The sequence below is a fragment of the Streptomyces sp. CB09001 genome, from assembly GCF_003369795.1.
In the GTDB taxonomy this organism is placed as follows: Bacteria; Actinomycetota; Actinomycetes; order Streptomycetales; family Streptomycetaceae; genus Streptomyces.
In genome coordinates, this window is record NZ_CP026730.1 from 4,701,667 (window position 1) to 4,721,228 (window position 19,562).

General features: G+C 71.6%; 17 protein-coding genes. 10 read left to right on the forward strand and 7 right to left on the reverse strand.

All coding sequences use genetic code 11. The features are described from left to right. Positions 1-22: 22 nt before the first annotated feature. Positions 23-445 carry a hypothetical protein gene (locus C4J65_RS22040; protein WP_115743938.1) on the reverse strand — a complete coding sequence of 141 codons (423 nt, stop codon included), beginning with the start codon at positions 443-445 and terminating at the stop codon, positions 23-25. 86 nt (positions 446-531) lie between these two features. Beyond that, positions 532-1,743 carry a pyridoxal phosphate-dependent aminotransferase gene (locus C4J65_RS22045; protein ID WP_115743939.1) on the reverse strand — a complete coding sequence of 404 codons (1,212 nt, stop codon included), beginning with the start codon at positions 1,741-1,743 and terminating at the stop codon, positions 532-534. A 234-nt stretch (positions 1,744-1,977) separates the two neighbouring features. Between C4J65_RS22045 and C4J65_RS22050 the strand changes: the two genes are divergently transcribed. Continuing rightward, positions 1,978-2,823 carry a serine protease gene (locus tag C4J65_RS22050; protein WP_115743940.1) on the forward strand — a complete coding sequence of 282 codons (846 nt, stop codon included), beginning with the start codon at positions 1,978-1,980 and terminating at the stop codon, positions 2,821-2,823. A gap of 49 nt (positions 2,824-2,872) precedes the next feature. Here C4J65_RS22050 and C4J65_RS22055 read toward each other — a convergent pair whose 3' ends face one another. Both C4J65_RS22055 and C4J65_RS22060 read right to left on the reverse strand, forming a co-directional pair. Further along, complete coding sequence (locus tag C4J65_RS22055; protein ID WP_115743941.1) at positions 2,873-4,483, reverse strand: D-aminoacylase; 1,611 nt, start codon at positions 4,481-4,483, stop codon at positions 2,873-2,875. 46 nt (positions 4,484-4,529) lie between these two features. After that, on the reverse strand, positions 4,530-5,837 hold the full coding sequence (locus tag C4J65_RS22060; RefSeq protein ID WP_115743942.1) for an amino acid deaminase: 1,308 nt from the start codon (positions 5,835-5,837) through the stop codon (positions 4,530-4,532). 136 nt (positions 5,838-5,973) lie between these two features. Between C4J65_RS22060 and C4J65_RS22065 the strand changes: the two genes are divergently transcribed. The 6 genes from C4J65_RS22065 (at position 5,974) to C4J65_RS22090 (ending at position 11,921) form a co-directional block, all read left to right on the forward strand. Next, on the forward strand, positions 5,974-7,029 hold the full coding sequence (locus C4J65_RS22065) for a sugar kinase (protein ID WP_115743943.1): 1,056 nt from the start codon (positions 5,974-5,976) through the stop codon (positions 7,027-7,029). Then, a complete protein-coding gene (locus C4J65_RS22070; RefSeq protein ID WP_115743944.1) occupies positions 7,026-7,790 on the forward strand; it encodes an IclR family transcriptional regulator in 765 nt (254 codons plus the stop codon). The genes C4J65_RS22065 and C4J65_RS22070 overlap by 4 nt, the downstream gene beginning before the upstream one ends. Continuing rightward, the gene (locus C4J65_RS22075) at positions 7,787-8,197 is read left to right on the forward strand and encodes a RidA family protein (protein WP_115743945.1); all 411 of its coding nucleotides are present in this window, start codon (positions 7,787-7,789) and stop codon (positions 8,195-8,197) included. The genes C4J65_RS22070 and C4J65_RS22075 overlap by 4 nt, the downstream gene beginning before the upstream one ends. 121 nt (positions 8,198-8,318) lie before the next feature. Next, positions 8,319-9,797, forward strand: a complete 1,479-nt coding sequence (locus C4J65_RS22080; protein ID WP_115743946.1) for a gluconate:H+ symporter — start codon at positions 8,319-8,321, stop codon at positions 9,795-9,797. An 89-nt stretch (positions 9,798-9,886) separates the two neighbouring features. After that, positions 9,887-10,528 carry a hypothetical protein gene (locus tag C4J65_RS22085; protein WP_115743947.1) on the forward strand — a complete coding sequence of 214 codons (642 nt, stop codon included), beginning with the start codon at positions 9,887-9,889 and terminating at the stop codon, positions 10,526-10,528. 67 nt (positions 10,529-10,595) lie between these two features. Beyond that, positions 10,596-11,921, forward strand: coding sequence for an Nramp family divalent metal transporter (locus C4J65_RS22090; RefSeq protein ID WP_162833283.1), 1,326 nt, complete (start codon positions 10,596-10,598; stop codon positions 11,919-11,921). Positions 11,922-12,540: 619 nt separating this feature from the next. Here C4J65_RS22090 and C4J65_RS22095 read toward each other — a convergent pair. After that, positions 12,541-13,803: a hypothetical protein gene (locus C4J65_RS22095; protein WP_115743949.1), complete on the reverse strand. Its 1,263-nt coding sequence runs from the start codon at positions 13,801-13,803 to the stop codon at positions 12,541-12,543. Between the two features lie 79 nt (positions 13,804-13,882). Continuing rightward, the gene (locus C4J65_RS22100; protein ID WP_115743950.1) at positions 13,883-14,392 is read right to left on the reverse strand and encodes a SigE family RNA polymerase sigma factor; all 510 of its coding nucleotides are present in this window, start codon (positions 14,390-14,392) and stop codon (positions 13,883-13,885) included. Between the two features lie 346 nt (positions 14,393-14,738). Between C4J65_RS22100 and C4J65_RS22110 the strand changes: the two genes are divergently transcribed. Next, on the forward strand, positions 14,739-15,641 hold the full coding sequence (locus C4J65_RS22110) for a hypothetical protein (protein WP_240330488.1): 903 nt from the start codon (positions 14,739-14,741) through the stop codon (positions 15,639-15,641). Positions 15,642-15,711: 70 nt separating this feature from the next. Here the strand turns inward: C4J65_RS22110 and C4J65_RS22115 are convergent, their stop codons facing one another. Next, complete coding sequence (locus C4J65_RS22115) at positions 15,712-17,430, reverse strand: glycoside hydrolase family 18 protein (protein WP_115743952.1); 1,719 nt, start codon at positions 17,428-17,430, stop codon at positions 15,712-15,714. 317 nt (positions 17,431-17,747) lie between these two features. Between C4J65_RS22115 and C4J65_RS22125 the strand changes: the two genes are divergently transcribed. After that, positions 17,748-18,695 (forward strand): hypothetical protein, encoded by a 948-nt coding sequence (locus tag C4J65_RS22125; protein ID WP_115743953.1) that lies wholly within the window; start codon positions 17,748-17,750, stop codon positions 18,693-18,695. 152 nt (positions 18,696-18,847) lie between these two features. Continuing rightward, entirely contained in the window at positions 18,848-19,555 is a 708-nt protein-coding gene (cpaB, locus tag C4J65_RS22130) for a Flp pilus assembly protein CpaB (RefSeq protein WP_115743954.1), read from the forward strand. Positions 19,556-19,562 lie beyond the last annotated feature (7 nt).

Sequence of the window (19,562 nt, forward strand, 5' to 3'; positions counted from 1 at the left end):
CCGTTCGGGGGCCCGGGAGGGCTCAGCGGGACGCCAGCGGTCGCGGCTCCAGGGTCGCGGAGTGCGCGTCCATGCGCTCGGCGGTCAGGATGGCGACCGCCGTGTCGGCGCGGGAGGCCGCGACCACCAGGGCACGGGCCGCCAGGGTGTGCGCCCGCCGGTGCAGGGCCGCCGGACGCGGCTCCTGGCGGGTGGCGGCGACCTTCGGCCGGACCGGCGCCTCACCTCCCCGCAGCCGGGTCACCTGCTCGGCGAGCCGCTCGGCGGCGGCGTCCAGGCCGGTGTCGGGTGCCAGCGCGCGCAGTTCGTCGGTGACCGCGAGCAGCGCCGCGAGGTGTCCCGCGAGCTGGATGTCCAGCTCCTCGTCCCGGGACCGGCGGGGGAAGTCCGTGGTGGGGCCGGCCATCGTGCTGTGGACCGACTTGCTGCGGATCGGCTCGTACATGGATGGCCTCCTGAGTGCTTCAGGAAACCATCCTACATTAGATCCAATCTAAAGTTGACGGTGTTCGGGATACTCGGCCGGGATGCTCAGTGCTGGCCGTACCCGTCCAGGAAGTTCCCGATCCGGCCCACCGCCTCGCGCAGGTCCGCGGCCGTCGGCAGGGTCACCACCCGGAAGTGGTCGGGCTCGGGCCAGTTGAAGCCGGTGCCCTGGACGACCATGATCTTCTCCTGGCGCAGCAGGTCCAGGACCATCCGCCGATCGTCCTTGATCTTGAAGACCTTGGGGTCGAGCCGCGGGAAGAGGTACAGGGCGCCCTTCGGCTTCACGCAGGTCACGCCGGGAATGCTGGTCAGCGCCTCGTGGGCGGCGTCCCGCTGCTCGCGCAGCCGGCCGCCCGGCAGCACCAGCTCGTTGATGGTCTGCCGCCCGCTGAGCGCCGCGACCACGCCGTGCTGGCCCGGCATGTTGGCGCACAGGCGCATGTTCGCCAGGACCGTCAGGCCCTCGATGTAGGACTCGGCGTGCGCGCGCGGCCCGGAGATCGACATCCAGCCGACCCGGTAGCCGGCCACCCGGTACGCCTTCGACATGCCGTTGAAGGTGAGGGTCAGCAGGTCCGGGGCGATCGCGGCGGTCGGGGTGTGCGTGGCGTCGTCGTAGAGGATCTTGTCGTAGATCTCGTCGGAGCAGACCAGCAGGTTGTGCCGGCGCGCGATGTCCGTCAGTCCGCGCAGCATCGCGTCGTCGTAGACCGCGCCCGTCGGGTTGTTCGGGTTGATGATCACCAGCGCCTTGGTGCGGTCGGTGATCTTCCGCTCCACGTCCGCGAGGTCGGGCATCCAGTCGGACTGCTCGTCGCAGCGGTAGTGCACCGCCGTGCCGCCGGAGAGCGAGACGGCGGCGGTCCACAGGGGGTAGTCGGGGGCCGGGACGAGGACCTCGTCGCCGTCGTCGAGCAGGCCCTGCATCGCCATCACGATCAGCTCGGAGACGCCGTTGCCGATGAAGACGTGCTCGACGTCCGTCTCGATGCCGAGGGTCTGGTCGTGCATGACGACCGCCCGGCGCGCCGCCAGCAGGCCCTTCGCGTCGCCGTAGCCGTGCGCCGTGGAGACGTTGCGGAGGATGTCCTCCAGGATCTCCGGCGGGCACTCGAAGCCGAAGGCCGCCGGATTCCCGGTGTTCAGCTTCAGGATGCGGTGCCCGGCCGCCTCCAGCCGCATCGCCTCCTCGAGCACCGGGCCCCGGATCTCGTAACAGACGTTGGCGAGCTTGGTCGACTGGATCACCTGCATGTCCGCGAGCTTACGACCCGGTTACGGCCCATGGGCCGTGTCTTCCACCACGTGAGACGCGCCCGTACGGGTGGTCGCGGCCGCTCGTGACGGTGCCCGGTGGGCCGGTTCGCGCCAACTGGCGGCCGGTTACCGGCCCTTGTCCACACCCCCCTCTGTCATGAGAATGCCCATGACAATTCGGCGCCGCCCGGACGATCTCCGGCCGGTGCCCTCCATAGAGGGGACCCCCACATGAACAAGCCTCTCCTTGCCGCGCTCGCCACCCTGGCCGTCACCGGGGTCGGCGTGGCACCGGCGGCCGCGTCACCCGCGGCTCCCGCCTCATCCGCGGCTCCCACCGCCCGCGCCGTGTCCTTCGCCGGCACCGTCGCGCTCAGCAACTGCTCCGGCTCGGTCGTGCGCCTGCCCGCCTCCGAGGACGACGACCCGGCGCTGGTCATGTCCAACGGCCACTGTCTGGAGACCGGCTTCCCGGCAGCCGGCGAGGTCGTCGTGGACCAGCCCTCCAGTCGCAGCTTCGGGCTGCTCAACGCCTCCGGCACCCGCGTCGGCACCCTGCGGGCCAGCAAGATCGCCTACGCGACGATGACCGACACCGACGTCTCGCTCTACCAGCTCACCAGCACGTACGCCCAGATCCGCGGCTCCTACGGGATCAGCCCGCTCACCCTCGACGACACCCGTCCCACGGCCGGCACCGCGATCACCGTCGTCTCCGGCTACTGGAAGCGCACCTACGCCTGCGACGTCGACGGGTTCGCGTACCGCCTGAAGGAGGGGGAGTGGACCTGGAAGGACTCGGTCCGCTACACCTCCGCCTGCCAGACCATCGGCGGCACCTCGGGATCGCCCGTCGTCGACAACGCGACCGGCGAGGTCGTCGCCGTCAACAACACGGGCAACGAGGACGGCGGGCGCTGCACCGACAACAACCCCTGCGAGGTCGCCGAGGACGGCACCGTGACGGTCCGCGAGGGCATCAACTACGGCCAGCAGACCTATCGGATCCCCGGCTGCTTCGGCCTCGACAACAAGCTGGACCTCTCGCGCAGCGGCTGCGTCCTGCCCAAGCCCTGACGACAGGGCATCGGGCCGGTCCGGCGGCTCCAGCCGGACCGGCCCGGGCTCAGCGCGGAACCCGGCGCACCGACCGCCCGGCCAGCACGTCGGTGCGCCGCCCGTCCTCCATCACGAAACGCCCGTCGACCAGGACGTACGGGATGCCCGTGGGCAGCACCCGCGGGTCCTCGAACGAACTGCCCGCGGCCACCGTCGCCGGGTCGAAGAGCACCAGGTCGGCCCGGTACCCCTCGCGGACCAGGCCCCGGTCGGGGAGCCGCAGCCGGGCCGCCGGGCGCGAGGTGAGGTGGGCGACGCACTCCTCCAGCGTGAGCACCCCCAGCTCGCGCACGTAGTGGCCCAGGTAGTGCGGAAACGTGCCGTACGCGCGCGGGTGCGGCTTGGCGCCCTGGAGGATGCCGTCCGAGCCGCCGGTGTGGACCCGGTGCCGCATGATCGCGCGGACGTTCTCCTCGTGGCCGACGTGCTGGAGGATGGTCGGCGCCAGCCGGTCGGCGAGCAGCAGGTGCCGGGCCACCGCCCAGGGGCTCTCGCCGCGCAGCCGCGCCGACTCCAGCACCGTCCGGCCGACGTACTCGGCGAGCGTTGGGTCGCCCGTGCCGGAGATCTCGATCGTCTCCCACTCCATGGGCACACCGTGGGAGCCGTCGGAGCCGATCTCCTCCATGTGGTGCCGGATCCGCTCGGCGGTGTCGTCGTCCGCCAGCCGCTTCAGGATCTGCTCCGGGCCGCCCTCGCTGGCCCAGCTCGGCAGCAGTGCCACGAGGGTGGTGCAGCCGGGCGTGTACGGGTAGGTGTCGAGGGTGATGTCGGCGCCGCCCGCGAGTGCCTCGTCGAGCAGGGTCAGCAGCTCGGGCGCCCTGCCCTTGTTCACGCCGAAGTTCATGGTGGCGTGCGCCAGGTGCAGCGGGCAGCCCGCCTCCCGGGTCAGCTCCACCATCTCCTCGTACGCCTTCAGGGCGCCCGCCCCGTACGAGCGGTGGTGCGGGCAGTAGTAGCCGCCGTACGACGCCACCACCCGGCACAGCTCGGTCAGCTCGGCGTCCTTGGCGTACATGCCGGGCGTGTAGGTCAGTCCCGAGGACATGCCGACCGCGCCCTGCTCCAGGCCCTCGGCGACCAGGCGCCGCATGTGCTCCAGCTCCGCCTCGGTCGCCTCCCGGTCGTCCCAGCCGACGGCGAGGGCGCGCACCGTGCCCTGCGGGATCAGGTACGCGGCGTTGACCGCGATGCCCCGGTCGAGCCGGTCCAGGTACTCGCCGACCGACCGCCAGTCGAAGTCGACGTCGTCCCCGTGGCCGTTCCACCCGGCGATCGCCCGGCGCACCTCGCCGAGGGTGCGGTCGTCGGCCGGCGCGTAGGACAGCCCGTCCTGGCCGATGACCTCCAGGGTGACGCCCTGGGCGGCCTTGGCGCTGTGGTCCGGGTCCCGCAGCAGCGCCAGGTCGCTGTGGGCGTGCATGTCGATGAAGCCGGGGGCCAGGACCAGGCCCTCGGCGTCCAGTTCCCGGCGCGCCTTGGGGCGCTGGCAGCCGGCGGCCGCCGCCTCCTTGACGATCGAGACGATCCGGCCGCCGTCGACCACGACGTCGGCGCGGTAGGAGTCGCCGCCGGAGCCGTCCACGACGTCGGCGTCCCTGATGACCAGCTCTTCCATGCCTGACTCCTCCTGGATCCGCTGCTCGGATCCTCTACCCGGTCTTCTAGAAGAACGTGCGGATGTAGTCGACGACCGTCCCGTCCGCCTCGGCGACCGGGATGAGCTGCCACTTGTCGAAGGAGGTGCACGGGTGGGACAGGCCGGTCCCGAGCCAGTCACCGACCTCCAGGTCCGCCTCCCCGGTCGTGCGCACCCACGCGTGCTGGTCGGACAGACCGGTCACCTCGATGCCGGTCGCCGGGCGCTCCGGGCCGCCGTCCGAGGGGCGCACCACCTGGGCGAAGGGCAGGTGGAGGTCGTACGCCGCGTCCCGCTTGCCCGCGTTGGTGAACGCCTGCTCGGGGGAGGGGCGGGAGACGACCTGGCTCCACAGCCGGAAGGCGGGCTCCAGGGCGCCCTCCTCGGGGACCCGGTTGAAGGGCGTCAGCTCGCGGTAGTGGCCGTCGTCGTGGGAGACGTACGCGCCCGAGCGCAGCAGCTTCAGCACGGGCAGCGAGAGGTCGGGGACCTCGGCGAACACGTCGGCCACCGCGTCGAACCAGGCGCTGCCGCCCGCGCTCAGCACGATCTCGTCGAGGCCGGTCCCGGCGAACCGCCCGGCCTTGTCGAAGTCGGCGGCCAGCGCGACCAGCCGCCGCAGCCAGGCGTGCACGCGCTCCGGGTCGGCGTCCGGCACCTCGCCCTCGTACCCGGCGACCCCGGCCAGCCGAAGCGTCCGGGTACCCGCCACCGCGTCGGCGACCGCCGCGCACCCGGCCTCGGTGCGCACACCGGTCCGGGCCCCCTCACCGGCGCCCAGCTCGACCACGACGTCCACCGGGCGGCGGGCCCCCGCCCCGGACAGGGCCGCGTCCATCAGCCCGACGCCGCGCACGGAGTCGACGTAGCAGACGAAACGGAACTCCGGGTCGGCGTCCAGCTCGGCGGAGATCCAACGCAGGGCGGCGGCGTCGACCAGTTCGTTGGCCAGGAAGACCCGCTGGATGCCGAACGCCCGCGCCACCCGTACCTGGTGCGGCACGGCGAGGGTGATGCCCCAGGCACCGTGCTCGAGCTGGCGGTGGAAGAGCTGCGGCGCCATGGAGGTCTTGCCGTGCGGCGCGAAGGCGAGGCCGTGCCGGGCGGAGTACATCTCCATCAGCTTCAGGTTGTGCTCCAGCCGCTCGGCGGACAGCGCCAGGACCGGGGTGGTGAAGCCGCCGGTGAAGAGGTTGCGGCGCTGTCCGGCCAGCTCGGCGAGGGTCAGACCGTACGCGTCCGGCGGGAGGCCCTTGAAGCGGTGGTCGACGTGCTCCCCGGCCAGCCTGGCGAGAGCGTCGCGGCCGTCGGTGGGGCCGGAGTCGAGGGCCATGGAGCCTCCCTGATCTGATGCGTTGCAATGTCTGCAACGACCATTGCGTATATCGCTTACTGCTGTCTAACATCTCGGCGAACGCGCGGTCAACGGAGCCGCCCCCCACGAGACGCGACGAGGAGCCCCCACCATCGTGACCGCCATCGGACGAACCAGCACCGCCCCCGACGTCGTGGACGTCGTCGCGCTCGGCGAGTCCATGGTCACCTTCCTGCCCTCCCGCCCCGGGCGCCTCGCCGACGTCCCCTCCTTCGACCGCGCCATCGGCGGCGCCGAGTCCAACGTGGCCTGCGTGCTCGCCGCCGCCGGGCACTCCGCCCGCTGGGTCGGCCGGATCGGCGCCGACGGCTTCGGCGACCACCTGGTCGAGGCGATCGGCGCCTACGGCGTCGACGTCTCCGCCGTACGCCGCGACCCCGCCCGCCCCACCGGCGTCTACTTCCGCACCGCGGGCGACCGCGCCACCGACGCCCACGAGGTGGCCTACTACCGGGCGGGCTCGGCCGCGTCCGCGATGTCCGTCGACACCATGGACCTCGACGCGATCCGCTCCGGCCGCGTCCTGCACGTGTCCGGCATCACCCCCGCGCTCTCCGCCGACTGCCTCGGCCTGATGCGCGAGCTGACCGCCCGCCGCCCCGGCCGGCCCCTCGTCTCCTTCGACGTCAACCACCGCCCGGGCCTGTGGCGCGACGCCGGTCACGGACACGGCCCCGAGGTGCTCCTGGAACTGGCCCGCGGCGCCGACCTCGTCTTCGTCGGCGACGACGAGGCACGGGACGCCTGGGGTCTCGGCGGACCCGAGGCGGTCCGCGCCGCGCTGCCCGAGCCGGAGCTGCTCGTCGTCAAACAGGGCGCGAGCGGCGCCACCGCCTTCCACGGCGCCGACGTCACCTCCGTGCCCGCCCTGCACGTCGACGTCGTCGCCGCCGTCGGCGCGGGCGACGCCTTCGCCGCCGGGTTCCTCTCCGCCACCCTGCGCGAGAAACCCGTACGCGAGCGCCTGCGCCACGGCCACCTCTGGGCCGCCGCGGCCCTCACCACCCCCGCCGACCTCGCCGCACCCCCCGCCCGCGACCGCGCCGACCGCCTTGTCGCCCTCGACGACACCGCGTGGGGGAGACTGCGACTCGGCCCCGGCTGGACACAGGACGTCCGAGGGGCCGACGAGGAGGTACGAACGCCATGAGCCAGACCGTCGACCGCGCGCTCAGCATCCTGCCGCTGCTCGCCGAGGGCCCCGCCGACCTGGGCCGGGTCGCCGAGCGCCTGGGCGTGCACAAGTCCACGGCCCTGCGGCTGCTGCGCACCCTCCACGAGCACGGCTTCGTCTACCGGCAGTCCGACCAGCGCTACCGCCTCGGCGCCCGGCTCATCTCCCTCGCCCAGGAGGCGATGGAGAACCTCGACGTCCGCGAGATCGCCCACCCCCACCTCGTACGCCTCAACGAACAGGTCGGACACACCGTCCACCTCGCCGTCCACGAGGAGGACGAGGTCCTCTACATCGACAAGGTCGAGAGCCGCTACCCGGTCCGCATGTACTCCCGGATCGGCAAGCCCGTCGCCATCACCGTCGCGGCCGTCGCCAAGCTGCTGCTCGCCGACCTCCCCGAGGACGAGCGCCGGACCGTGGCCGAGCAGCTCGACTACCCCATGTACACGGCCCGTTCGACACCGAACGCCGACGGGTTCCTCAAGGAACTCGCCAAGGTGCGCGAACAGGGCTGGGCCACCGACCTCGGTGGCCACGAGGAGTCCATCAACTGCGTCGCCGCGCCCATCCGGGGCGCCGACGGCCGGGTGGTCGCCGCCATGTCGGTCTCCGCGCCGAACGTCGTCGTCACCGCCGACGAACTCCTCACCCTGCTCCCGCTGGTGCGCCGTACCGCGGACGCCATCAGCGGCGAGTACTCCGGCAGGACCCCAGTCAAGGAAGTCACCGCATGACCGACAAGATCGCTCTCGTCCCCGCGACCCACACCGTTCCCCCGGCGAAGTTCAGCCACGGCGTGAAGAAGGGCAACATCCTCCAGGTCGCCGGCCAGGTCGGCTTCCTCCCCCACGAGGAGGGCAGGGCCCCCACCCCGGCCGGTCCGACCCTGCGCGAGCAGACCCTCCAGACCCTCGCCAACGTCAAGGCGATCCTGGAGGAGGGCGGCGCCTCCTGGGACGACGTGATGATGCTCCGCGTCTACCTCACGGACGTGGACCACTTCGCCGAGATGAACGAGATCTACAACGCCTACTTCGAGGAGCAGGGCCTCACCCAGCCGCCCGCCGCGCGCACGACCGTCTACGTCGGTCTGCCCGCCGGCCTCCTCATCGAGATCGACGCGCTCGCCGTCCTCGGCTGACCGTCCCACCCCTCGCCTGCCTGACTGTCTGTGAACGGCACGGCGTCCTCCACCCCCGGGGGCGCCGTGCCGTGCTCCTCCCTGCCCGAAAGCTCCATGTACTTATCCAGAGGACCCCCGTATGTCCTACTCCGCCATTCCCCTCGCCGCCGCCGAGACCCCACCCCACACCGGCGGCCTGCTCACGCTGATCGACGGTACGGCGGGCCTGCTGACCGTCGCCGCCATCGGCATCGCGCTGCTGCTCTTCCTCATCATCAAGGTGCGGCTCCAGCCCTTCGTCGCGCTGCTCGCCGTCTCCATAGCCGTCGGCCTGCTCGCCGGCCTGTCGGTCACCGAACTCTTCGGCACCGTCCAGAAGTCGGACGCCGTCTCGACGATCGAGTCCGGCATGGGCGGCATCCTCGGCCACGTCGCCATCATCATCGGCCTGGGCACCATGCTCGGCGCGATCCTCGAAGTCAGCGGCGGCGCCCAGGTGCTGGCCTCACGGCTCCTCGGTCTCTTCGGCGAGAAGCGCGCCCCGCTCGCCATGGGCCTCACCGGCCTGATCTTCGGCATCCCGGTCTTCTTCGACGTGGGCATCTTCGTCCTCGCGCCCATCGTCTACGCCGCCGCCAAGCGCTCCGGCAAGTCGATCCTGCTCTACTGCCTGCCGCTGCTGGCCGGCCTCTCCATGACCCACGCCTTCCTGCCGCCGCACCCCGGCCCGGTGGCCGCCGCCGGACTGCTGAACGTCAAGCTCGGCTGGATCATCCTCATGGGCATCGTCTGCGGCATCCCCGCCGTCCTCGCCGCCTGGGTGTTCTCCGCCTGGATCGGCCGCCGCATCTTCGTGCCCGTGCCGCAGGACATGGTCGAGGCGTCCGAGGAGGCCAAGCAGGCCGTCATCGAGGAGCAGCGCAAGGCGGGCGTCGCGCCCACCGAGACCCCGGTCGCGCTCGGCACGGTCCTCGGCATCATCGGCACCCCGCTGGTCCTGATCCTCGCCGCGACCTTCTCCTCCATCGCCCTGGACCCGTCCACCCTCCGCTCGGTGATCGAGTTCTTCGGCAACCCGTTCGTCGCCCTGACCATCGCCCTGCTCCTCGCCTACTACCTGCTCGGCATCCGGCGCGGCTGGTCCCGCAAGTCGCTGGAGACCGTCTCGACCGCCTCGCTGAAGCCGGTCGGCAACATCCTGCTGGTGGTCGGCGCGGGCGGGGTCTTCGGCGCCGTCCTCAAGGCCAGCGGCGTCGCCCAGGCCCTCTCCGACACCTTCAACGACGTCGGCCTGCCGGTGATCGTCCTCGCCTACCTGATCTCCGTGGTGCTGCGGGTCGCGCAGGGCTCGGCGACGGTGGCCATCGTGACGACGGCGGGCATCGTGGCACCGCTGCTCGCCGAGGGCGACCACTCGCAGGCCTTCGTCGCGCTGGTCATCATGGCCATCTCCGCGGGCTCCATCTTCGCCTCGCACGTCAACGACGGCGGCTTCTGGATGGTCGCCAAGTACTTCGGCATCAGCGAGCGGGACACGCTCAAGACGTGGACCGTGCTGGAGAGCGTCCTGTCGGTCGCCGGGTTCGTGGTGGCGGCGGTGGTGAGCCTGTTCGTGTAGGCGGCTCGTGTAGGCGGCTCGTGTAGGCGTCTGATAACGAAGTTGGGGCTGGCTGTGTCCGACACAGGATCGTCGACCATACTGCCCGCGTGGAGCAGCGCAGAGGATCGACGAGCCAGCCCCTGGAAGGCGCCGGATTCGACCCGGCATTCATCCCCGGGCTCACCGCACCCGTGTCCGGTGAGCCCGAGGACGTGAGACGCGACGAGGACGAGGCGGAGAAGGACGCCGACGCGGAGCCCGCGGAGTCCTCGCACTCCCCGGCCGTCGGTGAACCGTCCGCCGAGGACACCTCGGACGCCGGGGAGGCGGAGGACGACGCCCCCGTGGACGGCCCCGTCTTCGAGGCGTCCGACCGCCGCGCCAAGATCGTCGCCGACCGCAGGGGCGTACGTCTCTCCCTCGACGACCAGGGCTGTGAGTTCCGCTGGGACGAGGTCGGGGCCGTCGAGACGGAGACCGGCCGCTTCGGCAAGCGGTTCACGGTCACGGTGCACACGCCGGACCGCCGCTGGTACCCGATCGAGATCGAGGCCGCCTCCCGAAGCCGTTTCGCCGAGTGGGAATCGGCCCTGGACGAGGTCCTGGACGCGTACTTCGAGGACGGCGAGGCGCAGGCCGAAACCGAGGCGGAGGCCGACGCGGAGGCCGAAGCGGAGGCCGAGGAGACGGCGGACACTGCGGACGCGGCAGAGAAGGACGCCGAGGAGGCCAAGGCCCGCGCGGAGTAAGCGTTTCGGGTGAAGATCCGTGCACGCCCTCTTGTCGCACCGGCGGCCATGGGCTTTCTTGACCTCCATGGCGGACACCACGGGCAACACCTCAGACGCAGGCGTATCGGTCGGGGCCGACCAGGCCCCCCGTAAGTCCAGTTGGCGCCACATCGGTCCCGGCATCGTCGTCGCCGCGACCGGTGTGGGCGCCGGCGACCTCGTAGCCACCCTCATCGCGGGCAGCAACTTCGGTTACACCCTGCTGTGGGCCGCGGTCATCGGCTGCCTCGTGAAGATCTCCCTCGCCGAGGCGTGCGGCCGCTGGCACCTCGCCACCGGCCGCACCCTCTTCGACGGCTGGGCGAGCATCGGCCCCTGGACCACGTGGTTCTTCGCGATCTACGCCGTCATCTGGGGCTTCGTCTACGGCGCCGCGGCGATGTCGTCCAGCGCCCTCCCCCTCCAGGCCCTCTTCCCGGACGTCATGGACCTCGAATGGTGGGGCATCGCCTGCGGCCTGGTGGGCCTGGTCTTCGTCTGGTTCAACAAGTACAACGTCTTCGAGAAGGTCATGACGGTCCTGGTGGGCGTCATGTTCGTCGTGACGGTGTACCTGGCGGTCCGCGTCACGCCCAACCTGGGCGACGCCTTCGCCGGACTCCTCCCGGTCCTCCCCGACGAGAAGGACTCGGTCCTCAACACCCTGGGCCTGATCGGCGGCGTGGGCGGCACCATCACGCTGGCCGCGTACGGCTACTGGGTCAACGCCAAGGGCTGGACCAACACCGGCTGGATGAAGATCATGCGCCTGGACAACCGGGTCGCCTACGCCACGACCGGCATCTTCGTCGTCGCGATGCTCCTCGTCGGCGCCGAGCTGCTGCACTCGGCGAACATCGCGATCGCGAGCGGCGACAAGGGCCTGATCCAGCTCGGCGACGTCCTGGAGCAGGAGTACGGCACGGCGACCGGCAAGCTCTTCCTGATCGGCTTCTTCGCCACCTCCTTCACCTCGCTGATCGGCGTCTGGCACGGCGTGAGCCTGATGTTCGCCGACTTCCTGGCCCGCCGGCGCGGTGAACGGGAGGCGAGGGGCGACGAGTTGGCCTCGGGCCGCCGCGAACGCTCCTGGGCCTTCCGCGCCTACCTGCTGTGGCTCACCTTCCCGCCCATCATCCTGCTCTTCCAGGACGAGCCCTTCCGCCTGATCATCATCTACGGCGTCCTGGGCGCCGCCTTCATGCCCTTCCTCGCCCTCACCCTGATGTGGCTCCTCAACTCCTCCCGCACCCCGCGCGAGTGGCGCAACGGCAGCCTCAGCAACGGCATGCTCACCGTGGCCGGGCTGCTGTTCCTCGTCCTGTGCGTGAAGCAGGTCTGGGACCAGCCGTGGTCGGAGTTCTTCGGGTAGAGGTACCGGCGGTGCCGCATGCCCGGACGGGCGCCCCAAGGGGCAGGACTACTGCCCTGGAATACGTGGCAGCTGCAACTCGGTTCAGGTATGCCGGACGTATGCGCGCAAAGAACGAGGAGCGGAGGCCGACGTGGTTCGCCTTCGACCACCGTCGGACAGGAGGGAGCCCTCCCCGGGGGTCCGTCCCCCAGGGCCTGGCGGCATGGGGTTCGGCGCGGTGCGTGCCCTCCAGCGAAGTGTCGGCAACGCGGCCGTGTCCCAGGTGGTCGGGCGGCCCCGTGACGTCGTTCAACGGGCCACCGTCGCGCCCACGGGCGACGGTCCGGTGGTACAGCTGGACGACGGGGACAAGAAGAACTCCCGGGAAGCGATCCTGTATATCAGCGGATCGTATGTGTACAAGATGTACACCAAGGAAGCCACTGCGAAATCGGTGGGAGGGCGTGATGTTCTTCCTGGACATCCACACCGGCGGTACCGGCAGCGGGCTTGACGAGCTGATCAGCGCTGTGGACAAGAAGATCGACGACTTCACTCCCTGAGCGACTTCCGGCCCGGCTCAGGAAGCCGGAGGGGCATCGGCGCGGAGCCACGTGTCCCCGGCGGAGGAGGCGTCCTACCGCAGCGCGTCCCACTGCTCGCTGAGCGCGATCCCACGCAGCTGCTCCATGGTCAGGGCGGGGGCGTCGCGGGTGGCGTCCTTGTTCTGGTCGCCCGTGTTGAAGGCGCTGATCACCACGCGGAAGCCGGCGGGGCCGGGGCGCAGCGTGTCCACGGTCCACATCACCACGCCGGAACCGGCCTTCTCGCCGGGCCCCTGCCGGGTCGCGACGCGCGTGCCGTCGGGCAGGGTCTCGCCGTCGGCGTACAACTGCCCGGCGACGTCCCCCATGCCGTACTGCACGTTGATCTGGACCAGGCTGCGGCCCCGCCCGTCGTCCACGACGACGTAGGCGTACTCCGACTCCTGCCCGCCGTGCGCGACGACGTCCAGCTTCCCGGGGAGCAGCGCGGAGAGCGTGGCGCCGGCCGACTTCCCGGAGACCTCGGGCCGCTCGGTGCGGGGCGCGGCCGACCGCGACGGCTTCGGGCTCTTCGGAATGGCGTCGACCACCTCGCGCCACACCCCGGCGGTGACGAGCGCCCGCAGCCGCTCCGTCGACAGGGGAGGCTCGTCACGACTGACCGGCGCGTCCTTCTCCGCGGGGGAGTTCCACTCCAGGACGCTGACGTGCTGTCCCTCGGCCGTGACCAGGTCGGCGGTCCAGAGCTTGGTGTCCACGCGCAGGTCCGGATACTCGTAGCCCTGGTACAGCTTGAGCAGCGAGCCGTCGGGAAGCCGGTCGGAGGTGCAGTCGTCGTACGGTGTGACGTTGCGGTCGGGACACGCCATCAGCTCCCGCACCTGGGCGCTCCCCGGCTCCACCCGCGCGAAGCCCATGCCGATCGCGGCGGCCCCGGCCCCGTCGTCGTACACGAGGTGCGCGGCCGGGCCCAGCTGGTGATCCGAGCCGCGGGCCGACTCCTCGCCGTACGTCCCCCGGGGAAGCAGGCCCTTGAGCTCGCGCAGCAGGTCGTCGCCGGTGAAGACGGCCGCGGCGGCGGTCGCGGTGCCGGCGGAGGCGGCGGAGGCCGTGCTGGAACGGTCGGGGCCGGCCGGGTCGTCCGCCGGGAGGACCAGCACCCCGCCCACCCCGGCCAGCGCGACCGCGGCCACCCCGCTCACCACGGCCGCCCTGCGCCGCAGCAGGGCCCGCCGACCCCGGGCCCGCCCGGCGGTGACGAGGGCCGCCCGATCGGTCTCGAAGCGGTCACCGGCGTCGCGCAGGGCGATGCCCAGCCGGTCCTCGAAGGGGCCCTGACGATCGTTTTCGAGCATGGTGAACCACTCTTTCCACACGTGAGTCGAAATGAGCCGCGGAGAGCGGCGGACAGGAGACGGCCCGAGCCGTGGCCGTCTAGGGTCTGGCGTACTCCGAGAGGTCCTCGCCCAGCAGGGCCCGCAGCCGGCCGAGCGCCCGCGAGCAACGGGTCCGCACCGCCGCCGAACTGACGCCGAGCACGTCGGCGGTCTGCTCGACCGAACGGTCGTCCCAGTACCGCAGGACGACGACGGCCCGGTCCTTGGCGGGCAGCCGCGCGAGCGGGTCCAGCAGCGTCAGCCGCAGGGACGCGTCCCCGTCACCGGCGCCGGGCAGGTCGGGGAACACGTCGGTCGCCCGCTCCCCGCTGCTGCGCCGCCGCTGATGGGCGAGGAAGGCGCGGGTGAGCACGGTCTGGGCGTAGGCGGCCGGGTTCTCCGCCCGCGACACCCGCCCCCACCGCACGTAGAGCCGACCGAAGGTCTCCTGCACGAGATCCTCGGCCAGATGCGTGTCCCCGGCGGTGAGCAGGCACGCGGACCGGTACAGATGCCCCGCCCGCGCCACCGCGAACTCGGCGTACTCGTCCGCCCGCCCCTGCCTCATCCGCACACTCCCCCGAAGTCACCGCCGTGGGTGGACCGCCCTCACCTCATTGATGCGGTGGACCCCGGAAAATGTTTCATACGGACTTCACAGCAGGTGGTCGGTGGCGGCACACGCATGTGGCCGACCCTGCCGAGGGCGAGCGCGGCGGCGTACGGGGCACCTTGACGGGTGCGTCGGCGCGGCGGCAGCCGGGGCCCCTCCTCGTACGCGGTACGGGTGAATGGGCTCACGGTCCGGTTCGGGGCAGGTGGCGGGTCTTCTACGTTCTGTGATGGAGACTCCATGGCCTCAAGGAGGCCCTCGGGAGCGGGAGCGGGACCGGAACCGGCGAAAGGCGCACCTGATGTCGGGGTTGGGGAGCGCGGCGGCGCGGATGGTGGCGTTCGGGCCGTCCGTCGGATGCTGCCTGCTGGCGGTCTCGCTGGCGCTGCGCGCGCGGTGGGCCGACGGCCGTGTGCGCACACGACTGCTGCTGCTGGCGAGTTCGGCGGTGGCCGGAGGCGCGTACCGGCTGCTGGCCGGGGCGCTGTCGGTGCGCCCTTCGGACGCCGGGCAGGTCGAGCGGCCGCTGCTGGGGCCGGTGGTGGCCGTCGGAGCGCCGCTCGCGGTCGGCCTGGCGGCGGCCGGTCTGGTGGTCGCCGCCGACGCCGGCGCCGGTCGAGCCGTGTTGCTGCGGAGGGTGCTCGACGGGTTCGTCGCGGCGGGAGCCCTGTTCATGGCGGGATGGGTCCTGCTGAGCGGGGCCGGCGGGGGCTGGCGGCTGGGGGAGGGAATGGTGGGGTTTCTGTGGGCCGCAGAGTTGGTCTTCCTCAGCTTTCTGCTGGCCCTGTGCCGTCTCGTGCGCAGTGACCGGAGAGCCACCCTGTGGGCGGGGGTCGTCGGGCTGTCCCTCATGCTGCTCGGCGACACCATGCAGCTGTGGACGGTCGGGCCGCACCAACTCGGGTCGGAGGCCGCTCAGCTGGTCGTCGGTTGCAGGACCGCGGGCCTGCTGGTGATCGCCGTCGGTCCGTGGCTGCCCGGCGGGGCCAGCGTCCTCGGCATGGCCCGGCCCGCGCTGCGCTGGGGGCTGGAGGGTGCGGCGGCGTTCGTTCCCCTGACGGTCTGCACGGTCATGGCGCTGGGGCACGTGCTGGCCCCCACCGCCCGTGACCCGGTGCCGGTGCTGGTCGGCGGGACGGTGCTGCTGAGTCTGTGGGTGCGCCAGAAGTTTCTGCCGGGCGAGACCGTGGACCGGGGTGGCTGAGCCTCGTGCGGCCGCCCTCCCCGCCGTCGACGCGGTGGGAAGGGGCGGCCTCATGAGGCTCGGGCCTCGGCTACGGCAGGGCGTGCACGTGCGCCCCCACCGCGCTCGACCAGCCGTTGCCCGCCGTCGCGTCCCAGTTGGTGGACCAGGTCATCGCGCCCCGCAGGTCGGGGTACGTCTTCGAGGGCTTGAAGGAGCCGCAGTTGGTCGCCTTGGTGAGGCAGTCCAGGGCGGCGTTGACCACCGACGGGGAGACGTAGCCGCCGCCCGCCGCGCGGGTCGAGGCCGGCAGGCCGAGGCCCACCTGGGACGGGGCGAGGCCGCCCTCGAGCTGGATGCAGGCCAGGGCGGTGAGGAAGTCGACCGTGCCCTGGGCGTACACCTTGCCGTCGCAGCCGAGCATCGTGCCGCTGTTGTAGTACTGCATGTTGACGACCGTGAGGATGTCCTTCACGTTCAGCGCGGTCTGGAAGTAGCCGCCCTGCGTCGACTGCATGTCGATGGTCTGCGGGGCCATCGTGAGGACCATGTCCGGGCCCGCCTTCGCCGACAGGGCGCGCAGGGCCTGGGTCATGTAGGTCGGGTTGAGGCCGTTCTCCAGGTCGATGTCGACGCCGTCGAAGCCGTACTCCTGCATGACCGAGTAGACGGAGTTGGCGAAGTTCGTCGCGGAGGCGGAGCTGTTCACCGAGACGGTGCCCTTCTCGCCGCCCACCGAGATGATGACCTTCTTGCCCGCGGCCTGCTTGGCCCGCACGTCCGCCTTGAACTGGTCGACGGTGTAGCCGCCGAGCCCGGCCGAGTCGAGGTTGAAGGTGACCGCGCCCGGCGTCGTGGTCGCGTCGGCGAAGGCCACCGCGATGATGTCGTACGCGGACGGCACGTCGGAGATCTTCTGGACCGTCGCCCCGTTGTTGAAGTTCTGCCAGTAGCCGGTCACCGCGTGCTTGGGCAGGTCGCCGCCGTCCCCGCCGCCGTCGTCGGGCGCCGTGGTGCGGGCCGTGACCGCCGCCGACTTCGTGGACTCACCGGCCGCGTTCGACGCCGTGACCTGGAAGGAGTACGAGGTCGAGGCCGCGAGGCCGGTCACCGTCGCCGACGTGCCGGTGACCGCGGTCACCTTCGTGCCGTCGCGGTAGACGTGGTAGCCGGTGGCGCCGGACACCGTGTTCCAGGTGAGGGAGGCCGAGTTCGGGGTCGTGCCGGAGACGCTCAGGCCGGCCGGGGCCGACGGAACTGTGGGGTCGGGGTTCCCGTCGTCGCCGCCACCGCCGTCGGGGCCGAAGACCGACAGGTCGTCGACGTAGTACGCCGCCTGCCCGTACCAGCCGTGCGTGTACACGGACACGGAGGTCGTCGAGGAGCCGGTGCTGAAGGTGGTCTTCAGCTGCTTCCACGCCGTCGAGTCCGGGGTCCAGGTGGACACGTCCGTCGTGCCCGTGCCCGTCACGCCCAGATAGGAGTACCCGCCCTGCACCCAGGCGCTCAGCGTGTACGTCGAGTTGGGCTTCACCGCGACGCTCTGCGAACAGCGCGCGTTGTCCTGGCCCGCCGGGGTGGCCTTCAGCGCGGCGGATCCCGCGTGCGCCGGGGACGCGACCGTCGTGCCGCTGTTCGCCGAGCAGGTCCAGTTGCTCAGTCCCGACTCGAAACCGGCGTTCTTGGCGTTGTTGACGTCGGCGGCGGAGGCCGGGCCGACGGCCGTGAAGGCGAGTGCCAGGGCGGCGGTGACGGCGCCCGTCAAGGAGCCGAGACGTCTTCCGCGGCTGCGTCTGCGTACGGGGTCCACTGCTGCCTCCGGGGGTGGGGTGGGGCGGAATGGGGGACGGTGGCCACCGCTGACGTACAAGGTGGTCCAGACCAATTGAAGGTGTCAAGGGGTAGGTACGGACCAAGTTGACGGCCGGGTCGCGACGTCCGGAAAGCGGTGGCTCGCCCTCGAAAATGCTCAACCTGCCCTGATTTGGCGCATCTTGTGCAACACAAGTTGTTCCACAGGCTGGAGAAACGCTGTTCTCCGGTCACAGACGCGTGGATACAGTGCTCAGGTAGTCACGCAGTGAAGTCATCCGGGTGTGCCGGAGTAACACCGGCGGGCCGACGGGCATGGGAGACGGGGAGCCGCGCGTGCCAACTGCCATTGCCGTGACCAGTGCCGACCTGGCACTGCCGCCACAGGACGAACGGACCCTGCCCGCGGCCGTGCTCCAGGACGTCGACCGGCGCCCGCTGGAGCACGTCGTGGCCGAGTTGCAGACGCTGGTCGACCAGTGCGGGCACGTGATCGTCGTGTGCTCCCAGGCCGTCCCCGCGAGCGTGGAACGCCGCCTGCACACCGTCCGCGCCCTGCTGGAGACCGACCGCGTCGCCCTGTTCCGGCCGCCCCTGCCGCCGCTCGGCATCGCGGTGCTGGCCCGCCAGTTGCGCCAGCTGGCCTCCTGCGACCTCAGTCCCGGCGTCCTCGCCTCCGCCGGCCGGCTGCTCACCCACTACATCCACGCCGGTGCCCTGCTCGGCTCCGTCGCCCGGCTCGACCGCGTCCCCGTGGACCTGAAGGCGCACGCCAGGTCCTGGGTGCCCGGCAGCCAGTTCGGCGTCGTGGCGCACCCAGTGCCGCAACTGGTGAAGGTCGGCCCCGAAGCCGCCCTCGCCGGACCCGAGTTCGGCACCTGGCTGCTGGTCGCCAAGGGGCAGCACCCGGCCGACTGGGTCACCGGCTCCCTCGCCCCGTCCTGGCACGTCCAGGGGCTGCGCGAGACGGCCCTGCCCGCCGAGTCCGCCACCTGGTGGGGGACGGGGCGGCTGACCGAGTTCTGCGCGTACCTCCCCGACCTGTCGGTCCTCTACCAACTCGTCACGTCCGTACGGCGGAGTGCCTGCCACTGGTGCGGCATCGACGTCATCGGCGACCGCTGCGTGTTCTGCTCCGCGACGCCACCGGTCTACGACGACGGCGGCGTCGGCGTCGGCGTCGGCGGCCGGGACCGCGCGCTCGGCCACCGCCGCGACCCCGCCCTCGGCCGCCGTCGTGAGAGACGAGCTCTGACTGGGTAGGCCCCTAGCGCCCTGTCCGCGTCCACCCGTCCCGGCCCGTCCCGGCCCGTCCCGGCCCGTCCCGGCCCGGCCCGGTACCGCCCCCGTCCGCCCGTCCGCCCGTCCGCCCGTCCGCCCGGACATCCGAACCCCCCAATGAGGTTGCACGGCCCATGAACTCCCGTCAGCGCCGCGGCATCATCCTGCTGATCCTGTCGGTCCTCTGCGCCCTCGGCGCCTTCGCCGGCGTGCTGTCCGTCATCAACGACGTGAAGTCCAAGGTCGGCCCCGAGGTGACCGCGTACCGGGTGAAGTCCGACATCGAGCCCTACACGGAGCTCGGCGCGACGCAGTTCGAGAAGGTCGAGATGCCCGAGCGCTGGCTGTCCGAGAACGCCGTGACCGACCTGTCCCAGGTCCGCGGAAAGATAGCCGTGACCACGCTGGAGGCGGGCTCGCTGCTCCAGACCGACATGATCGTCGAGACGCCCGCCCTGCGGCCCGGGCAGCAGGAGGTCGCCATCATGATCGACGCGGCGACCGGCGTCGCCGGGAAGATCACCCCGGGTTCCACCGTCAACGTGTACGCCACCTTCGAGGGTCCGCGCGAGGGCGACCCCGACCAGTCGAAGATCATCGTGACCGGCGCCAAGGTCATCGACGTCGGCGAACTCACCTCGCTGGAGCCCGACGAGGACAGCCGCGACCGCGAACCCACCGACGCCGTCCCCATCACCTTCGCCCTGTCCACCATCGACGCGCAGCGCATCACCTACGCCGAGTCGTTCGCCCGGCGCGTCCGGCTCGCGCTGGTGGCCCCCGGCAGCGACACCGCGGTACCCGACAAGGACCGTACGTACGAACTCGCGAAGGACAAGTGAGAGCCGT